The sequence below is a fragment of the Actinacidiphila yanglinensis genome, assembly GCF_900107965.1.
Lineage (GTDB): Bacteria > Actinomycetota > Actinomycetes > Streptomycetales > Streptomycetaceae > Actinacidiphila > Actinacidiphila yanglinensis.
The window spans coordinates 246,701-266,329 of record NZ_FNVU01000001.1 but is presented as its reverse complement, the minus strand read 5'-3'; the positions used below and the strand labels follow the sequence as shown (position 1 = coordinate 266,329).

The 19,629-nt window shown below is 74.0% G+C and carries 3 protein-coding genes; all 3 read right to left on the bottom strand.

The features are described from left to right. Window positions 1-110: 110 nt before the first annotated feature. From C4U44_RS01160 to C4U44_RS01150, 3 genes are read right to left on the bottom strand one after another with little or no spacing between them, the layout of a single operon-like run. A complete protein-coding gene (locus C4U44_RS01160) occupies window positions 111-3,932 on the bottom strand; it encodes a non-ribosomal peptide synthetase (RefSeq protein ID WP_103883649.1) in 3,822 nt (1,273 codons plus the stop codon). Window positions 3,933-3,936: 4 nt separating this feature from the next. Continuing rightward, window positions 3,937-11,823 carry a non-ribosomal peptide synthetase gene (locus tag C4U44_RS01155; protein ID WP_103883648.1) on the bottom strand — a complete coding sequence of 2,629 codons (7,887 nt, stop codon included), beginning with the start codon at window positions 11,821-11,823 and terminating at the stop codon, window positions 3,937-3,939. 5 nt (window positions 11,824-11,828) lie between these two features. Next, window positions 11,829-19,619 carry a non-ribosomal peptide synthetase gene (locus C4U44_RS01150; protein WP_103883647.1) on the bottom strand — a complete coding sequence of 2,597 codons (7,791 nt, stop codon included), beginning with the start codon at window positions 19,617-19,619 and terminating at the stop codon, window positions 11,829-11,831. Window positions 19,620-19,629 lie beyond the last annotated feature (10 nt).

Below are 19,629 nucleotides of genomic sequence, written 5' to 3'. Positions count from 1 at the left end.
CATTCGACGGCGACATTCTTCGACGGCACCCCGCCACCGCTCCTTGCGAGGGCGCGGTGCGACGGCGTTGCGACGGCACGGTGGAACGGCCCCGGGAGACCGGTGTCCGGTCACCCCGCCGCGAGCTTGCGGTTGACGACCTCCATGACCTCGGCCACCGGCGCGGGCATGTTCATGTCGTGGTGCATGGCGCGCACGTCGTGCACCTCGATGTCACCGAGGACGTACGGCCGCCACAGGTGCCCGTACCGCTCGTCCTTGAGGGTCGCGCTGAAGAACAGCACGTCGCCGCGGTAGACCGGGGACTCGAAGTCCATGATGTGGTGGGTGTTGTTGGCCAGCACCTTCGACATGGTGTCCAGGAAGTTCTGCTGGTTGTCGGTGACGATGTACTGCCCGAAGAAGACCTCGAGTTCGGCCCGGTAGTCCGCCAGGGTCTTGCCGGCGTGGATCTCGGTGAAGCCGTGCCCGCCCGGCTGGGAGTCCAGGATGGCCGCGAGGGCGACCTCGTGGCCGCGCCGGTCGAGGCCCGCCGCGACGGCCTGGACCACCGTGCCGCCGTAGGACCAGCCGATGAGGTGGAAGGGCCCCTCGGGCTGGATCCTCAGCATCTCCTCGATGTAGTCGTCGACCATCTCCTCCACCGACCCCGCCAGCGTGTCCACGCCGTCGGAGCCGCGGGACTGCAGGGCGTAGGCCGGCCGGTCCTGCACGTGCGTGACGAAGCTGAAGTACGCCCAGCCGAGGCCGCCTCCGCCGTGGAAGAACCACAGCGGCTCCTTCCCGGTGCCGGGGTCGGTGTTCAGCGGCAGCACGACCGCGAACGGGTCGGCGTTGTCCAGCGGGATGCCGCCGATGAGCACCAGCGAGGCCAGCTCGGCCACCGTGGGGAACTTGATGATCGTCCGCAGCGGGATGTCGACGTCGAAGTCCTTGCGGAGGCGGACGCTGAGCCGGGTGGCCATCAGCGAGTGGCCGCCGAGCGCGAAGAAGTCGTCGTGGATGCCGACCCGCTCCCTGCCGAGCAACTCGCGGAACAGCGCGCAGAGTTTCTCCTCGTTGACGTCGCGCGGCTCGCCGCCGCCCTCGGTCGGCGCGTGCTCCGACGGCAGGGCCTGCCGGTCGAGCTTCCCGTTCGGGGTGAGCGGGATCTCCGCCAGCGGGATCACCGCGGCGGGCACCATGTAGTCCGGCAGGCGCTCCCGCAAGTACCCCGACAGCTGGTCCGCCAGCGGTTCGCCGGATGCCTCGGCCTGCGCCGAGGGCACCACGTAGCCCATGACGCGCCTGTCGCCCTCCTGGTCCTCGCGCACCACGACCACCGCCTGGGCCACGCCGGGATGCCCGGCCAGCACGTGCTCGACCTCGCCCAGCTCGATCCGGAACCCCCGGACCTTGACCTGGTGGTCGGTACGCGCGATGTACTCCAGCCGGCCGTCCCGGTTCCACCGCGCCAGGTCGCCGGTGCGGTACATCCTCCCTCCCGGCCCGCCGTCGGCCGGGCCGAACGGGCAGGCCACGAAACGCTCCGCGGTCAGGTCCGGGCGGCCCTGGTAGCCGCGGGCCACCCCTGCGCCGGAGATGTACAGCTCGCCCTGGACCCCGCGGGGCACCGGGCGCATCCGCGTGTCGAGCAGGTACACCTGGGTGTTGCCGACCGGCGTCCCGATCGCCACCCCGGCCCCGGTCCGCACCGGCGCCATGGTGGACCAGGTCGTCGTCTCGGTCGGGCCGTACCAGTTGCCCACCTCGGCGGCCTGCTCGGCCAGCGTCTCGGCCAGCCGGGCCGGCACCGCCTCCGCGCCGGTGATGATCCGCAGGCCCTTCGCAGCGTCCGGCGCGTAGGTGAGCAGCATCTGCCAGAACCCGGGCGTGGCCTGCACCGCGGAGACCTCGTGCCGGCGGATCAGCGCCAGCACGGCCGACGGGTCGGTGACGGTGTCCTTCCTGGCCATCACCATGGTCGCGCCGCACACGAAGGGAAGGTAGAGCTCGGTGTTCGCCATGTCGAAGGACACGGTGGTGCTGAACAGCATCCGTTCCCCCACCGACAGCGGGAACCGCCGCCGGGTCGCGGCCACGAAGTTCGCCACCGCGCCGCGCGGCACCGCGACCCCCTTCGGGGTCCCGGTCGAACCCGAGGTGTAGATGACGTACTGGGTGGTGTCCGGACGGACCGTCACCTCGGGTGCGGTGCCCGGACATCCCGAGCAGTCCGCGCCGTCCAGCGTGGCCGCGTCGAGCACCAGTACCGGATCGGCCTGGCGCAGGACATGGTCGATCCGGGAGCGCGGGTGGTCCGGGTCGACGGGCACGTAGGCGCCGCCGGCCTTCAGCACCGCCAGCAGCGCGACCATGAGGTTCACCGTCCGGGGCAGGCACACCGCGACCAGCGACTCCGGCCGCACCCCGCGGTCGACCAGCCAGTGCGCCAGCCGGTTCGCCCGGGTGTCCAGCTCCCGGTAGCTGAGCGACTCGTCCTCGCCGATCACGGCCAGGGCCTCCGGCGCCGCTCGCACCTGCTCGTCCACCGCCGCCAGCAGCCCCTGTTCCAGGGTCGGTTCGGCGGTGGCGTTCACCTCGACCAGCAGCCGGTGCCGCTCCTGCGGGCTCAGCACGTCGACGTTCCCGACCCGCACGCCCGGGTCGGCGACCACCTGCTCCAGCACCCGCTCGAAGCGGGCGGCCATGTCCTCCACGGTGTCCCGGTCGAACAGCCGGGTGCCGTACTGGATGTCGCCGTGCAGCGTTCCCGACTCGTCCAGGCCCATGCTGAAGTAGACGTCGACCATGGTCTTGGCGGTCAGGGCCTGCTGGAACTCCACCTGCAATCCGGGCAGTTCGAAGGTCGGCCGGTCGTAGTTCTGCCAGCCGCACATCACCTGGAACAGCGGCCGGTAGGCGGCGGAGCGGTCCGGGTTGATCGACTCGACCAGCACGTCGAAGGGCACGTCCTGGTGCTCGTAGGCCGACAGCGCCTTGTTGCGCACCTGGGTGAGCAGGTCGGCGAAGGACGGGTCGCCGGAGAGGTTCACCCGCAGCATCAGGTTGTTGACGAAGCACCCGATCAGGTCGGCCAGCGCCTCGTCGGTGCGTCCGGCGATCGGGCTGGCGATCGGCACGTCGTCCCCGGCGCCGAGCTTGGACAGCAGCACCGCCAAGGCGGCCTGCAGGACCATCGACATGGTGGTGCCGCGCTCGGCGGCCAGCTTCTCCAGCCCGGCCGTCACCTCCGGCTGCACCGCGAAGGGGACCGCGTCGCCGTGCGTGATCACCTCGTCGGTCCGCGGACGGTCCAGCGGCAGCGTCAACGGCTGCGGTATCCCGGCCAGTTCCTCGCGCCAGTACTCGATCTGCGACGCGGCGAGGCTGTCCGGGTCCGCGACGTCGCCGAGCACCTCGCGCTGCCAGAGCGTGTAGTCCTTGTACTGCACGGGGAGCGGCTCCCACTGCGGCGCCCCGCCGTCCCGGCGCGCGGTGTAGGCGGCGGCCAGGTCCCTCGCGAGCGGGGCGCCGGAGCTGCCGTCCGTGGCGATGTGATGGATGATCATGACCAGCACGTGCTCGCGCGGCGAGCAGCGCAGCAGGCTCGCCCGGAAGGGGATCTCGGTCGCCAGGTCGAAGCCGTGCGCGACGGCCCGGTCGACCGCGCCGGACACGTCCTGCGGCGCCACGTCCGTCACCGGCAGCCGCACCTGCCGCAACGCGTCCGCCGGCGGGAGGATCCGCTGGTGCGGCTCACCGTCGTCGTCCGCCACGTACACCGTGCGCAGGATCTCGTGCCGCTCCACCACGTCGCGGATCGCCGCGTCGAGGGCGGCCTCGTCCAGTGACCCGGTCAGCCGGAACGCCGCCGACATGTTCCAGGTCTCCCCGCCCTCCAGTTGGTGCAGGAACCAGTAACGCCGTTGGGCGTATGACAGCGGAATCATTGCTTCACTCCTCTACGATCATCTTGCGCAGCTTGGGTCGACGGGGAGCAGCCGGTTCCTCCAGCCACGGGGCGAGCGCCGCCACCGTCGGCAGGTCGAAGATCTTGCGGATGGGTATCTCCGTCCCCATCTCGGCGCGTGCGCGGCTGATCAGGCGGGTGGCGAGCAGCGAGTGCCCGCCGAGCTCGAAGAAGCTGTCGTCGATGCCGACCCGTTCCAGGCCCAGCACCTCGGCGAACAGCGCGGCCAGGGTCTCCTCGCGGGAGGTGCGCGGCGCACGGTAGGGGGCGCCGGCGAACTCCGGCTCGGGCAGCGCGGCCCGGTCCAGCTTGCCGTTGGGCATCAGCGGCAGCCGGTCCAGCAGCACCACCGCGGACGGCACCATGAACTCCGGCAGCCGCTCGGCGACGAACCGGCGGACCTCCTCCGCGCCGACCTCCCCCGACTCCCCCGACGGCACCGCGTAGCCGACGAGTTGGCTACTCCCCCCGGCGGCCCGGCGGGCAACGACGGCCGCATGGGCGACCGCGGGGTGCGCGCCGAGCGCGGCCTCGACCTCGGCGGGCTCGATCCGGAAGCCGCGCACCTTGACCTGCGCGTCCCCGCGGCCCGCGTACTCCAGTTGTCCGGAGTCGTTCCAGCGGGCCAGGTCACCGGTGCGGTAGACGCGCGCTCCCGGCGGCCCGAACGGGTCGGCGACGAAGCGCTCGGCGGTCAGCTCCGGCCGTCCCCGGTAGCCGCGGCCGATGTTGCCGCCGACGTACAACTCGCCGACCGCGCCCTGCGGCAGCAGGTCCAGGCCGGGGCCGAGGACATAGGCCCGCATGTTGCCCAGCGGGGTCCCGACGGGCGCGCTGCCCGCCCGGCCCCGCGGCGCGGCGGCGGTGTCGGCGGCGCCGCCCGGTTCGCCGACGGTGAAGGCGGTGGCGTAGAAGGACTCGCTCTGCCCGTAGGCGTTGACGACGCGCACTCCCGGGAAGGCCGCGCGGACCTTGCCGACGAGCGCGGAGGGCAGCGCCTCTCCGGCGAAGACGAGCGTCTCGACGGCGACCCGGTCCCGGATGCCGTCGACGAGTTCGGCGAAGGCGGACGGCACGGTGGAGATGACGCCACCGCTCCAGCGCTCCCGCTCGCCGAGCACCAGGACGTCCCTGACCAGCTCGACGATCCCGCCGTGGGCGAGGGTGGTGAAGATCTCGAACACCGAGACGTCGAAGTTGACCGACGTGCCGGCGAGCAGCCGCCGGCCCTGCTCCATGCCCACCCGGGGGGCCAGCCGGAGCAGGCCGTTGACCACGTTCGCGTGGGTGATGGCGACGCCCTTGGGCTTGCCGCTGGAGCCGGAGGTGTACATCACGTACGCCAACTGGTCCGGGTGCACCGCGCGTTCGAGGGGCGGAACGTCCTCGGACAGGTCGAGTGTGTCCAGCAGGAGGTCGGGGGCGTCGTGCGGCGGCAGTACCGGGACCGTCCCGGTGTCGGTCAGGACCAGGCCGGGGCGGGCCTCCCCAAAGATCGCCGCCAGCCGGTGGCTGGGGTACCTCGGGTCGACCGGCAGGTAGGCGGCGCCCGCCTTGAGGATCGCCAGCAGCCCGACGACGAGGTCCGCCGACCGCGGCAGCGCCACCGCGACCACCGACTCCGGTCCCACGCCGCGCCCGGCCAGTGCGCACGCCAACCGGTCAGCCCGGGCGTTCACCTCGCGGTACGTCAGCGACGCGCCCTCGGCGACGACGGCGACCGCGTCCGGGGTGCGCTCCGCCTGCGCCTCGACCGAACCGTGGACGGCGACGGCGGGCGTCGGGGCCGCGGTGTCGTTGAACTCCCCGAGCAGCCGGGCGCGTTCGGCCGGCTCCAGCACGTCGACGTCCGCGGTCCTGAGGTCGGGGGTGTCGGCCAGATGCCGCAGGACCCGCGCGAAGCGGTCCGCGTAGACCTCGACCGTGTCCCGCGCGAAGACCCCGGGCGCGTACTGGAGGACGAACTGGAGGTGCGGGTCGGCCGCCGCCATCAGGGCCAGCGGGTAGTGGGTGCCGTTGGAGGGGCGCAGGCCGGTGAAGGTGATCCCGTCCGCGGCGCGGGCGGCGGCGCTGAGGCCCTCCTGGTCGATGGGGTAGGACTCGAAGACGACCAGCGTGTCGAAGAGCGACGGCAGGCCCACGGACTGCTGGATCTCCGTGAGGCCCTGGTGGTGGTGCTCCATCAGGGCGGCCTGTCGGCCCTGCACGCGGGTGAGGACGTCGGCGAGGGAGTCGCCGGGCGCGTACCCGACGCGTACGGGCACGGTGTTGATGAACATCCCGACCATCGTCTCGACGCCGGCCACCGCGGGCGGGCGCCCGGAGACGGTGGTGCCGAACACCACGTCCTGGCGGCCCGTGAGCCGGCCGAGCAGCAGCCCCCAGGCGCCCTGGACCAGGCTGTTGACGGTCACGCCGAGCTCGGCGGCACGCCGGGCCAGCCGGCGCGCCTCCTCCGGTGCGAGCGCGACGTCGACCTGGGCGACGCCCTCGGGGTCCGCGTTCTCCGAGCCCGGGGCGAGCAGGGTCGGCTCCTCGATCCCGTCGAGTTCGGCCGCCCACGCGCGGGCCGCCTCGTCCTGGTCCTGCCGGGCCCGCCAGGCCAGGAACTCGCCGTAGCCGCGCGTGGCGGGCAGGCCGGCCGGGTCGCCGTGCGACGCGTAGAGCAGCAGCAGGTCCCGCATCAGCAGCGGCATCGACCAGCCGTCGAACAGCGCGTGGTGGGCGGTCACCACGAGTTCGGCCCGGCCGGGCTCCAGGACGGCGAGGGCCATCCGCATCAGCGGGGGGCTGCCGAGGTCGAAGTGGGCGGCGCGGTCCCGGGCCAGGAACCGCTCGAACGCCTCGCTCCCGTCCGGCTCACCGGTCGCGCCGGTCGCGCCGGTCGCGCCGGTGAGGTCGAGGTACTGCCAGGGCAGCTCCACCCGCCGGGCCGTCACCACCTGCACGACGCCGCCGTCCGCCCGGTCGACGAACGCCGCGCGGAGGTTGGCGTAACGCTCCAGCAGTGCCTGCCCGGCCCGGCGCATCCGGTCCGGGTCGACCTCGCCGGAGAGGTGGAACACCAGTTGCATGTGGTAGGCGTCGAACGACGTCCCGGCCAGCAGGGTGTGGAACAGGATGCCGGACTGCGCCGGGGTCGCCGGCCAGATCTCCGCGAGCGTGCCGAACCGGTCCTCCCAGGTGTCGATCTCCTCCTGGCGCACGCCGACCAGCGGGGCGTCGCTCGGCGTCAGCCCGCCGGCACCGGGCGTCCGGGCGTGCCGGGCCAGGGCGGTCACCGCCTCGGTCCACAGCCCGGCCAGCTCGGCGACCTCGTCGCGGGCGAACGCACCGGTGGCGAAGGCGAAGGAGGCGGTCAGCACGTCCCCTGCGGGGGTGGCTGCGGCGTGCACCTCGATCTCCAGGTCCGACGCCGCCGCCATGTCCCGGTCCGGCAGGGCGATCAGGTCCGCGTGTGCCGGGTCCGGTGTCCCGCCCGCGGCGAGCAGGTCGGCGGGGACGTCCGCGCCGGAGGTGCGGCCGAGATGGCGGAAGCCGATCCGCGGCACACGCGCCGCGGCCAGCACCTCGGCCGTCCCGGAGTTGAGGTGGCGGAGCAGGCCGTAGCCGATGCCGTGGTCCGGTATCGCCCGCAGCAGCTCCTTGATGGCCTTGACCGCCCGTCCGGCGGCCGGACCGCCGGCGAAGGCGTCCGCCACGTCGATCCCGGGCAGCTCAAGCCGCACCGGGAAGGACACGGCAAGCGGTCCGGCCGTGCCCGACAGGGCGGCGCCGGGGGCCAGCTGCTCCTCCCGGCCGTGCCCTTCCATCCGTACCAGCGGCGAGAAGCCGGAGGTCCTCCCCGCACGGTGTCGGCGGGCCAGCGCCAGCGCGAGCCCGGCCAGCAGCGCGTCGCAGGCGCCGGTGCGGAACAGCGCGGGCACCGCGGTCAGCAGCGTCTCCGTGACCTCCGGCGGCAGCTGGACCCGGACCGTGTCCGCGGTGCCGGCGGCTTCGCCGGAAGCCCGCGCCCGATCCGGCCCGCGCCCTCCCGGCTGCGGCTCGCCGCCGTCCAGGACGCCCTGCCAGAAGGGAAGTTCGGCCACCCGACGAGGGTCGACCGCCTCGTCGGCCAGGACATGCGCCCACCGGCGGAACGACGTGCCCGGCGCGGCCGGTTCCGGATCGCGCCCGTCCCGGACCGCCCGCAGGGCGGACACCAGGTCCGCGACGAGTATCCGCCAGGATTCCCGGTCCACGACCAGCTGGTGCAGCACGATCAGCAGCCGGTCGGGACCGGTGCCGGACGGGCACCGCACGAACTGGGCCATGACCCCCGCGTCCGGGTCCAACCGGCCGTCCGCCGCCTCCCGTTCGGCCGCGACTCCGGCGTCGCCGCCGGCGGCCTGCCGCAGCAGCGGCCCGGCGTCCAGGCCGCCGGGCGGCTCGATCCACAGGCCGGGCCGGGCCCGGTCCAGCCGCGCACGCAGCACGTCGTGCCGGTCCAGCAGCCCCTGCACCACCCGCAGCAGCCCGGCGCGGTCGATGCCGTCGGGCAGGGTCAGCACGCCGGCCCGGGACAGCCGGCCGAGGTCACCGCCCCGCGCGAGGAGCCGGGCCGCGTCCGGGGTCAGCGGGGTCCGACCGGTACCCCCGCCCGGCAGTTCGGCCAGCGCCGGCGCCGCGGCGTCCCGCTCGCCGTCGCGCTCCGCCAGCAGTCCGGCGATCCGGGCGACGGTGCGGTACTCGAAGATCTCCCGCACGCTGACCGCCATGCCGCGGGACTTGGCGCGCGCGACGACCTGGACGGAGCGGATGCTGTCCCCGCCCAGGGCGAAGTAGTCGTCGTCGATGCCGACGTCGCCCAGGCCGAGCACCTCGGCGAAGAGCGCGCACAGCTCCTCCTCGCGCCGGTCGCGCGGCGCCCGGCCGGCCGATGCCTGCGCGTAGTCCGGTGCCGGCAACGCCCGCTGGTCCACCTTCCCGTTCGGGGTCAGCGGGACCCGCGCGAGCGGCACGAAGGCGGACGGCACCATGTAGTCCGGCAGCCGCCCGCGCAGGTGGCCGGGCAGCTCGGCGAGCAGCGCGCTCACGGGATCGGTGCCGGCCGGTGCGCCGGTCGCGCCGGCCTCGGCCGGTACGCCGGTCGCCGCGGCCGCGGGGCACGGCGCGGGCACCACGTAGCCGACCAGGCGCTTGTCGTCCTGCCGGTCCTCGCGCACCACGACCACGGCCTGGGCCACGCCGGGATGCCCGGCCAGCGCGTGCTCGACCTCGCCCAGCTCGATCCGGAAGCCCCGGACCTTCACCTGGAAGTCGGTACGCCCGACGTACTCCAGCCGGCCGTCCCCGCTCCAGCGCACCAGGTCACCGGTGCGGTACATCCTCCCTCCCGGCCCGCTGTCGGGCAGGAGGGGCCCATCGGCCGGGCCGAACGGGCAGGCCACGAAACGCTCCGCGGTCAGCTCCGGGCGGCCGAAGTAGCCGCGGGCCAGCCCGTCGCCGGCGATGTACAGGTCGCCGTTCACCCCGCGCGGGACCGGCCGCAAGGCCGCGTCGAGCACGTACACCCGGGTGTTCCCGATCGGCGACCCGATCGCCACGCCCGTGCCGGGCACGACGGCGGCCATCGTCGACCAGATGGTGGTCTCGGTCGGGCCGTAGACGTTGAACACCTCGCCCGCGGCGCCGGCCAGGGTCGCGGCCAGCCGGGCCGGCAGCGCCTCGCCGCCGACCAGCACCCGCACGCCCCGCGCCGCGTCGGGCTCGTGGGTCACCAGCATCCGCCAGAAGGACGGCGTCGCCTGAACGGCACTGACCTGGTGACGGCGCATCAGCGCCACGACGGCCGCTGGGTCGGAGACGGTGTCCTTGCCCGCGAGCACCACCGCCGCTCCCGAGACCAGCGGCAGGTACAGCTCCAGTCCCGCGATGTCGAAGGAGATGGTGGTCACCGCGAGCCAGCGGTCCGCGGCCGTCAGCGGGACCCTGCGGCCCATCGTGGCAAGGAAGTTCGCGAGCGCGCCGCGCGAGATCGCGACGCCTTTCGGGTTGCCGGTCGAGCCGGAGGTGTAGATGACGTACGCGGTGTTCTGCGGCGAGACGCGGACCGGCAGGGCCGGCTCCCCGGCATCGTCGGTACCGGCCGACGCATCGGAGGCACGGGAGGAGGCACCGGAGGCACCGGCCAGCGTGCCGGCGTCCAGCACGAGGGCCGGCCGGGAGTCCCGGAGGATGTGGTCGATCCGGGCCCGCGGGTGGTCCGGGTCGATCGGGACGTAGGCCGCGCCCGCCTTCAGCACCGCCAGCAGCGCGACCACGAGATCCACCGACCGGGGCAGCCGGACGGCGACCAGCGACTCCGGCCGCACGCCGAGGCCGATCAGCCAGTGCGCCAACCGGTCGGCTCGCGCGTCCAGTTCACGGTAGGTCAGCGACTCCCCCTCGCCGATGACGGCGAGCGCGTCCGGGGTGGCCCGCGCGTGCCGGGCCACCGTCTCCACCAGGCCGGGCTCCAGGGTCGGCTCGGCCGTGTCGTTCGCCGTGCGCAGCAGCCAGCTCCGCTCGTCCTCGCCGAGCACGTCGAGGTCGGCGAGGGCCACGGCCGGGTCGGCGACCACGTGCCGCAGGACGCGCACGAACCGGTCCACCATGGCCATGGCCGTGGCCGGGTCGAACAGGTCGGCCGCGTACTCCAGCCGGCCGTGCGCCCGCCCGGACGCGTCCGGGACGATGTTGACGTACAGGTCGAACTTCGCGGTCCCGGTGCCGGCCGGCACCGGGGTGGCGCGCAGACCCGGCAGCTCGATCCGCGGCCAGACGAACTGCCAGGCCAGCATCACCTGGAACAGCGGCTGGTAGGCGGTGGACCGCTCCACGTCGAGGAGCTCCACCAGCCGCTCGAACGGGACGTCCTGGTTGTCGTACGCGGCCAGGGACTTGTCCCGCACCTGCTCCAGCAGCTCGCCGAACGACGGGTTCCCCGACAGGTCGGCGCGCAGCACCCAGGTGTTGATGAAGGAGCCGATCAGGTCGGCCAGGGCCTCGTCGGTGCGCCCCTCGATCGGGCTGCCGATCGTCACGTCCGGCCCGCCGCCGAGCTTCTGCAGCAGCACCGCCAGGGCCGCCTGGGCCACCATCGGCGCCGTCGCGCCGTGGTCCGCGGCCAGTTTTCCGAGGCCCGCGACGACCTCCGGGTCCAGCTCGAAGGAGACGTGGCCGCCGCGATGGCCGGCGACGGCCGGCCGGGGCCGGTCCAGCGGCAACTGCACCGGCTGCGGCACCCCGGCCAGTTCCCCTCGCCAGTAGTCGAGTTGGGACGCGGCGATGCTCTCCGGGTCGGCCTCGTCGCCCAGCAGCTGCTGCTGCCACAGCGTGTAGTCCTTGTACTGCACCGGCAGCGGCGTCCACTGCGGCGCGCTCCCCTGGTGGCGGGCGGTGTACGCCGACACCAGGTCCCGCAGGAACGGCGCCATCGACGACCCGTCCGCGGCGATGTGGTGGAACACGAACACCAGCAGGTGGTCCTGCTCGGCGGTCCGGAACACCGTGGCCCGCAGCGGCAGTTCGGTGTCCAGCGCGAACCCCTCGCGCGCCGCCGCGTGCAGCGCGGCGTCGACCGCGTCCGCGGCCACGTCGACCACCGGGAACGGGAGGACCGCCTCGTGCGGGGGCAGGATGCGCTGCTCCGGGGTGCCGTCCGCGTCCTCCACGATCAGGGTGCGCAGACTCTCGTGCCGGGTGACGACGTCGGTCACCGCCGCGGCCAGGGCCGCCGTGTCCAGCGCCCCCTCCAGGCGCAGCACGAACGGGATGTTGTAGGTCGCGGAGGGGCCCTCCAGACGCTGGAGGAACCACAGCCGGCGCTGGGCGAAGGACAACGGGATCATCGACGCTACTCCTGCACGTTCATCGGTCGCAGTTGCGGGCGTTTCGAGGTGGTGAGCTTCTCCATCCGGCCCGCGAGCTGGGCGACGGACGGATGGCGGAACACCGTCGTGACCTTCACGTCGACGTCGAGCTCCGCGCGGATGCGGCCGACCAGCCGGGTGGCCAGCAGCGAGTGCCCGCCGTGGTCGAAGAAGTCGACGTCGATGCCGACCTCCGCCACGCCGAGCAGCTCGGCGAACAGCCGGCAGAGGACCTCCTCGGTGCGGTTGCGCGGGCCGCGTCCGGTGGCGGCCGCGGCGCGGTCGGGTGCGGGCAGCGCCTTGCGGTCGAGCTTCCCGCTGGAGGTCAGGGGGAGTTCGGCGAGCGGCACGATCGCCGAGGGGACCATGTACTCCGGCAGCCGCTCCCGCGCCAGGTCCGTCAGCGCCGCCAGGTCCGGCCCGGACCCGCCCGCCGTGCCGTCGCGGGGCACCACGTACGCGACCAGCCGCTGGTCGCCGGCGTGCTCCTCGCGCACCACGACCACCGCGCTGTCGACGTCCGGGTGCGCGGTCAGTGCCGCCTCCACCTCGCCCAGCTCGATCCGGAAGCCGCGGACCTTGACCTGGAAGTCGGTGCGGCCGATGTACTCGACCTGGCCGTCCTCGGTCCACCGGACCAGGTCGCCGGTGCGGTACATCCGGGTTCCGGGTGCGCCGTAGGGGCAGGCGACGAAGCGGTGCGCGGTCAGGTCGGTCCGGCCGAGGTAGCCGCGGGCCAGGCCGGCCCCGGCCAGGTACAGCTCGCCGGCCACGCCGGTCGGGACCGGGCGCAGGGCCGCGTCCAGCACGTACACCTGGGTGTTCCAGATGGGGGTGCCGATCGGCACCTTGTCCGCGCCGGGCACGTGCCGCCCCGCCGTCACCTCCACCGAGGCCTCGGTGGGCCCGTAGAGGTTGTGCACCCCGCACCCGGGCAGCAGGTCGGCGAACCGGTTCGCCAGCGCGGCCGGGAACGCCTCGCCCGCGACCTCGATCCAGCGCAGCGTGGTGCACTCCTTCGCCGAGGGCTCGGCGACGAACGCCTCCAGCAGCGAGGGCACGAAGTCCGCCCCGGTCACCCGCTCCCGCCGGATCAGCTCGGCCAGGTACGCCGGGTCCCGGCGGCCGTCCGGCCGCGCGATCACCACGGCCGCGCCGACCTGGAGGGGGGCGAACAGCTCCGGCACCGACACGTCGAAGCTCGCCGACGTGCTGAGCAGCACCCGGTCCTCCGGGCCGACCTCGAAGTGTCCGATCCCCCACGCCAGCCGGTTCATGATCGAACGGTGCGCCACCGGCACGCCCTTGGGCCCGCCGGTGGACCCGGAGGTGTAGATGACGTAGGCGGCGTTGTCCGGGGTCAGGGTCCGCCGCGGGTCGTCCGCCGGCCGGCCGGACACGTCCGGCAGCGCCGCGTCGAGCACCAGCAGCGGCCGCGCGCTGTCCAGCACGTGCCGCACCCGGTCCTCGGGCAGGTCGGTGTCGATCGGCAGGTACGCCGCGCCGGCCTTGACCACCGCGTAGATCGCCACCATCAGGTCGACCGAGCGCGGTAGGCGCACCGCGACCAGCCGTTCGGGCCCCGCGCCCTGCTCGACCAGCCAGTGCGCGAGCCGGTTGGCGCGCGCGTTGAACTCCCGGTAGGTCAGCGTCTCGTGCTCGCCGATCAGGGCCACACGGTCGGGGTCGCGCGCCACCTGGGCCTCGAACGCGCCCGGCAGGGTGCCGGCGGCCACCGGGCGGGCGGTGTCGTTGACCCGCCGCACCAGCAGGTCGCGCTCGTCGTCCGCCAGCACCTCGACGGCACCGACAGGCACCGTCGGATCGGCCAGCACCTGTTCCAGCACACGGGCCAGCCGGACCGCGATCACCTCGGCCGCGGCGCGGTCGTAGAGGTTGTCCTGGTAGTCCAGGGAAGTCCGCAGGTAGGGGTCGGAGGAGTTGAGGGTGAGGGCGTAGTGCGAGCCGGCGAACGGGCGGATGCCGTCGATGGTGAACCCCGCGGAGGTGTTCGCCTCGACCATGCCCTCGCGGTCGATCGGGTAGGACTGGAACACCACGATCGTGTCGAACAGCGCGGGCAGCCCGACCCCGCGCTGGATGTCCCCCAGCCCGTAGTAGTTGTGGTCCAGCAGCGCGGTCTGCCGCTGCTGGAGCGTGGTGACGACCTCGGCCACGCTCTGCTCCGGCCGGCAGAACACCCGGATCGGCAGGGTGTTGATGAACAGGCCGACCATCTCGTCCGAACCCGCCAGGTCCGCCGGGCGGCCGTTGACGGCGGCGCCGAACACCACGTCCTGCTGCCCGGTCAGCTTCGACAGCAGGATGGCCCACGCAGCCTGCAGGAGGGTGTTGAGGGTGACCCCGAGTTCCGCGGCCCGCCGGGCGAGTTCGCGCCCCTGGTCGATCGACAGCGGCACCTCGACCCGCCCGAGGGCGGACGCCGTCTCCTTGAGCGGGGTGTTCGGCGCCACCAGGGTCGGCTGGTCGAATCCGGCGAGCTCCTCCGCCCAGCGGGCGGCCGACGCGTCCCGGTCCCGGGCGGACAGCCACGCCAGGTAGTCGCCGTAGCTGCGGACCGGCGACAGCTCGTGGGCCGCGGCGTACAGCCGGATCAGGTCGGTGATCACCGACGGCGACGACCAGCCGTCGAACAGGGCGTGGTGCGCGGTGATGACGAGCTTCGCCCGCTGCGGCCCGACCGTGAGCAGGGCCAGCCGCATCAGCGGCGGCCGGGTGGGGTCGAGCTGATCGGCGCGGTCCTCGGCGAGGAAGGCGTCGAGCGCCGCGTCCTGCTCGGACGCGGGCCGGCCGGTCAGGTCGACGTGCCGCCACGGCATGGCCACGTGCTCCGCCACCACCTGCACCCCGTCGCCGCCCGTCCCGGTGACGAACGCCGAGCGCAGGTTCGGGTACCGCTCCAGCAGTGCCTGCCCGGCGGCCCGCATCCGCGCCGGGTCCACGTGCCCGGTCAGGTGCAGCACGAACTGCATGTGGTAGACGTCGAAGGTGCCGTCGGCGAGCGCGGCCTGGAACAGGATGCCGGACTGCGACGGCGGCATCGGCCACACCTCGGCCAGCCGGCCGTAGCGGGTCTCCCACGCCTCGATCTCCTCCTGCCGGACCCGGACCAGCGGGGTGTCGGAGGGGGTGAGCCCGCCGATGCCGGGGCGGGCGGCGTACGCGGCCATGCCGTGCAGCACCTCGACCCACAGCTCGGCCAGCGCGCGGGTCCGCTCGCGGGACAGCAGCCCGGTGGGGAACATGAAGGCGGCCTGCAGCCGGACGCCGTCGGCGGTGTCCGTGGCCACCGAGTTGACCTCCAGCGCGGACAGCGCCGGCAGGTCCGGGTCGGGCGCCGGCACCAGCTCGGCGGACCAGGACGCCGGGCCCCAGCCCTGGGCCCGCAGGTGCTCGGGCACGTCGGAGCCGGAGATCCGGCCGAGGTAGTTGAACCCGATCTGCGGCACCGGGTGTTCGGCGAGCTGCGGGCCGGTCTCCGGGTTCAGGTAGCGCAGCAGCCCGTACCCGACGCCCTTGTCGGGGACCGTGCGCAGCTGCTCCTTGACCCGCTTGACCGCCCGCCCGGCGGCGGGGCCGCCTGCGAGCACGTCCGCCAGGTCCACCCCGCGCACGTCGACCCGGGCCGGGTACATGCTGGTGAACCATCCGACGGTGCGGGACAGGTCGGCGCCGGGGACGACGTGCTCCTCGCGGCCGTGTCCTTCCAGGCGCACCAGGGTCGAGCGCTCCTCGCCGCGCCACCGGTCCACCGCCAGGGCGAGCGCGGCGAGCAGCACGTCGGTCCCGGTGCCCTTGAACACCGCGGGCAGCGTGGTCAGGACCGCCTCGGTGACGTCGGCGGGCAGCTGCACCCGCACGGTGTCGACCGTGGACATCACGTCCACCGCGGGGTCGAACGCCCGGCCGCCCAGCGGGGGGTTGGGCGCGGCGAGCAGGTCCCGCCAGTACGCCACCTCCGCCTCCCGCTCGGTGCTGAGGGCCTCGGACCGCAGCGCCGAGGCCCAGCGGCGGGCCGAGGTGCCGACCGCGGGCAGCTCCGGCGCCTTGCCTGCGGCGACCTGCTGCCATGCCTCGGCGAGGTCCGACATGAGGATCCGCCAGGAGACGCCGTCCACGACCAGGTGGTGCAGCACGATCAGCAGCCGGCCCGCACCGGTGCCGGGGGCGAACCAGACGAAGTCCGCCATGGTGCCGGCCTCGGGGTCCAACCGCCCCACGGCTTCGTCCAGTTCCGCCTTCGCCGCCTCCAGCGCGGACGGCTCGTCCCACCGGCCGTCGCAGGCGACCCGGTGGACGAGGTCCGCCGCCCGCACCGCGCCGGCCGGGCGGACCAGGAGGGAGGGTTCCTCACCGCGGACCAGCCGCGCGCGCAGCAGGTCGTGCCGGTCGAGCACGGCCTCCAGGGTCGCGGCGAGGCCGTCGGCGTCGATGCCCGCGGGCAGTTCCAGGACCATCGCCATCGCGAACCGGTCCGTGCCGCCGCCGTGGTCGAACACCTGCCGCGCCACGGGCTGCAACGGCATCGGGCCGATGCCGCCGCCCGGCTCCTCCGCGAGCGCGGGCGCCGGGTCCTGCCGGGCGGCGATCGCCTCGGCCAGCCGGGCCGCGGTGCGGCACTCGAAGATCTCCCGCGTGGTCAGCTCCAGGCCCCGGGCCCGCGCCCGCGCCACCACCTGGATCGACCGCAGGCTGTCGCCGCCCACCGCGAAGAAGTCGTCCTCGATCCCGACCCGGTCCACGCCGAGCACGTCCGCGTACGCCGCGGTGATGACCGCCTCGGTCCCGTTCCGTGGCTCCTGGTAACCCTCGCCCACGAACTCGGGTTCGGGCAGGGCCGAGCGGTCCAGCTTGCCGGTCGGGCCGAGCGGCATCCGGCCGAGGACCACGAAGGCCGACGGCACCATGTAGTCGGGCAGCCGGGCCGCCACGAACCGGCGCAGCTCGGCGGCCGACGCCCCCGCCTGCACGTCCACGTCGCCGATACCGCCGGCGCCGTCGTCGCCGACCGCGCCCTCGCCGACGTGCACCACGTACGCGACCAGCCGGCGCCCGCCGGAGGGCGCCTCGCGGCTGACCACCACCGCCTCGCTGATCCCGGGGTGCTGGGTGCAGGCCGCCTCGACCTCGGCGGTCTCGATGCGGAAGCCGCGGACCTTGACCTGGCCGTCGCTCCGGCCCACGCACTCCAACCGGCCGCGCGCGTTCCACCGGGCGAGGTCGCCCGTGCGGTACATCCTCCCTCCTCGCCCGCCAGGCAGGAGCGGCCCGTCCCCGGAGCCGAACGGGTTCGCCACGAAGCGCTCGGCGGTCAGGCCGGGGCGGTCGTGGTAGCCGCGGCCGAGGCAGGTCCCCGCCACGTACAGCTCGCCGATCACGCCCTGCGGGACCGGGGCGAGTCCCGGGCCGAGGACGTAGGCGCGCATGTTGCCCAGCGGGGTGCCGATCGGCGCGACCTCGTGCTGCGGCCACTCCTCGGCCCCGGCGAGGGAGAAGGTGGTGGCGTAGAAACTCTCGCTCTGCCCGTAGGAGTTGACCACCTGCACGCCGGGCAGCGCCTCGCGTACCTGCCGTACCAGCCGGGCCGGCAGCACGTCGCCGGCGAAGACAACCGTGCGCACGCCGGTGGTCTTCGGCAGGTGCCCGACGAGTTCGCCGAGCACCGTGGGGACCGCACTGATCACCTGGCCGTCCCAGGTGTCCCGCTCGGCCAGCGCCAGCGCGTTGGGCACCAGCTCGGCGGTGCCGCCGGTGGACAGGGTGGACAGCAGCTCGAAGACCGAGACGTCGAAGTTCACCGAGGTGCCCGCCAGCATGCGCCAGCCGGGCGGCGGCGCGCCCAGCACGCGGACGAGTTCGCGTACCCCGTTGACGACGTTCCGGTGGGTGATCGCCGCGCCCTTCGGCTTGCCCGTTGAACCGGAGGTGTACATCACGTACGCGAGGTTGTCCGGGGTCGGCGGCGCGCTTCGCCCGGCGTCGTCCGGCGGCGCCCACTGCTCCCGGTGGTCGAGGTTCACGGCCGTGAGGCCGGCCTGCGGCAGCTCCCGCCAGGTCGCGGTGTCCGTGACGGCGAACCGCGCGCCCGCCTCGGCCAGCACGACCTCCGCCCGCCCGCTGAGGTACTGCGGGTCCATCGGCAGGTAGCCGGCACCGGACTTGAGGATGCCGAGCAGGCCGGCCACCAGGTCCTCGGTGCGCGGCAGCGCCAGCACCACGAGGTCCTCGGGGCCGGCGCCGCGGCGGACCAGCTCCCTCGCGACGGCGTTCGCCCGCTGGTCCAGCTGCCGGTAGCTGAGGGTCCGGTCGCCGCAGACCAGCGCGGGTGCGTCCGGTGTCCTGGCGACCTGCTCCTCGAACATCTCGGGGACGGTCTGCTCGGGCACCGCCGCGGAATCGGCGTCGAACCGGGTGAGCAACTGCCGCCGCTCGTCCGCGTCGAGCACGTCGATGCCGCCGACCCGGCCTCCGGCGTCGGCCACCAGCCGGCCCAGCACCCGGACGAACCGGCCGGCCAGCCGCTCGACGGTGTCCCGGTCGAACAGGTCGGTGGCGTACTCCAGCCGGCAGCGCGCCCCGCCCGAGGCGTGCGGGAGCATGTCGAAGAACAGGTCGAACTTGGCGGTGCCGGTCTCCAGCCGCTCGGCCGCGACCTCCAGGCCCGGGAGTTCCAGGTCCGGCACCGGCGGCTGCCAGGAGAGCATCACCTGGAAGAACGGGTTGTAGGCGGTCGACCGGTCCGGGTTCAGCAGCTCCACCAGCCGCTCGAACGGCATGTCCTGGTTGTCGTACGCCGCCAGGGCCCGGTCCCGCACCCGCTGCAGCAGCTCGCGGAAGGTCGGGTTCCCGGACAGGTCGACGCGCAGCACCCAGGTGTTGACGAAGAAGCCGATGAGGTCGCGCAGTTCCTCGTCGGTGCGGCCGGCGATCGGCGCGCCGATGGGCACGTCGTCACCGCACCCGAGGTGGTGGAGCAGGACCGCCAGTGCGGCGTGCATCACCATCGAGACCGTGGTGTCCGCCTGCGCGGCCAGCCGCTCCACGGAGCGCAGCAGGTCGGGGTCGATGGAGAAGGCGACCTGGTCGCCGCGGTGGCTCATCGCCTTCGGGCGCGGGCGGTCGGTGGGCACCGCCAGCGGCTGCACCAGGTCGGCCAGCGTCTCCCGCCAGTACTCCAGTTGCCCGGCGGCCAGGCTGTCCGGATCGGCGTCGTCGCCGAGCAGGTCACGCTGCCACAGCGTGTAGTCCGCGTACTGCACCGGCAGCGGCTCCCACGCCGGGGCGCCGCCGGCCGCACGGGCCGCGTACGCCGTGGTGAGGTCGCGGAACAGCGGTCCGAAGGACTCCCCGTCCACGGCGACGTGGTGGGCGACGAGGACCAGGGTGTGCTCGCGCGGCCCGCACCGCAGCAGCCTGGCGCGGATCGGCACGTCGGCGGCCAGGTCGAAGGTCCCGGTGGCGACCTCGTCGACCGCCGCCGCCCGCTCCCGGGCGGTGACGTCGACCACGGGCAGCTCGAACGGCCTGCGGTCGGAGGCCAGTACCTGCTGGTGCGGGACGCCGTCGTCGCCCTCGACGATCACCGTGCGGAGGACCTCGTGCCTGGCGACGACGTCACGGAGCGCCGACTCCATCGCGGCCACGTCCAGCTCGCCGGTCAGCCGCAGGGCGAAGGCGCCGTTGTAGGTGGCCGAAGGGCCTTCGAAGCGGTCCACGAACCACAGCCGGCGCTGCGCGAACGACAACGGGATCATTGTGTCTCCA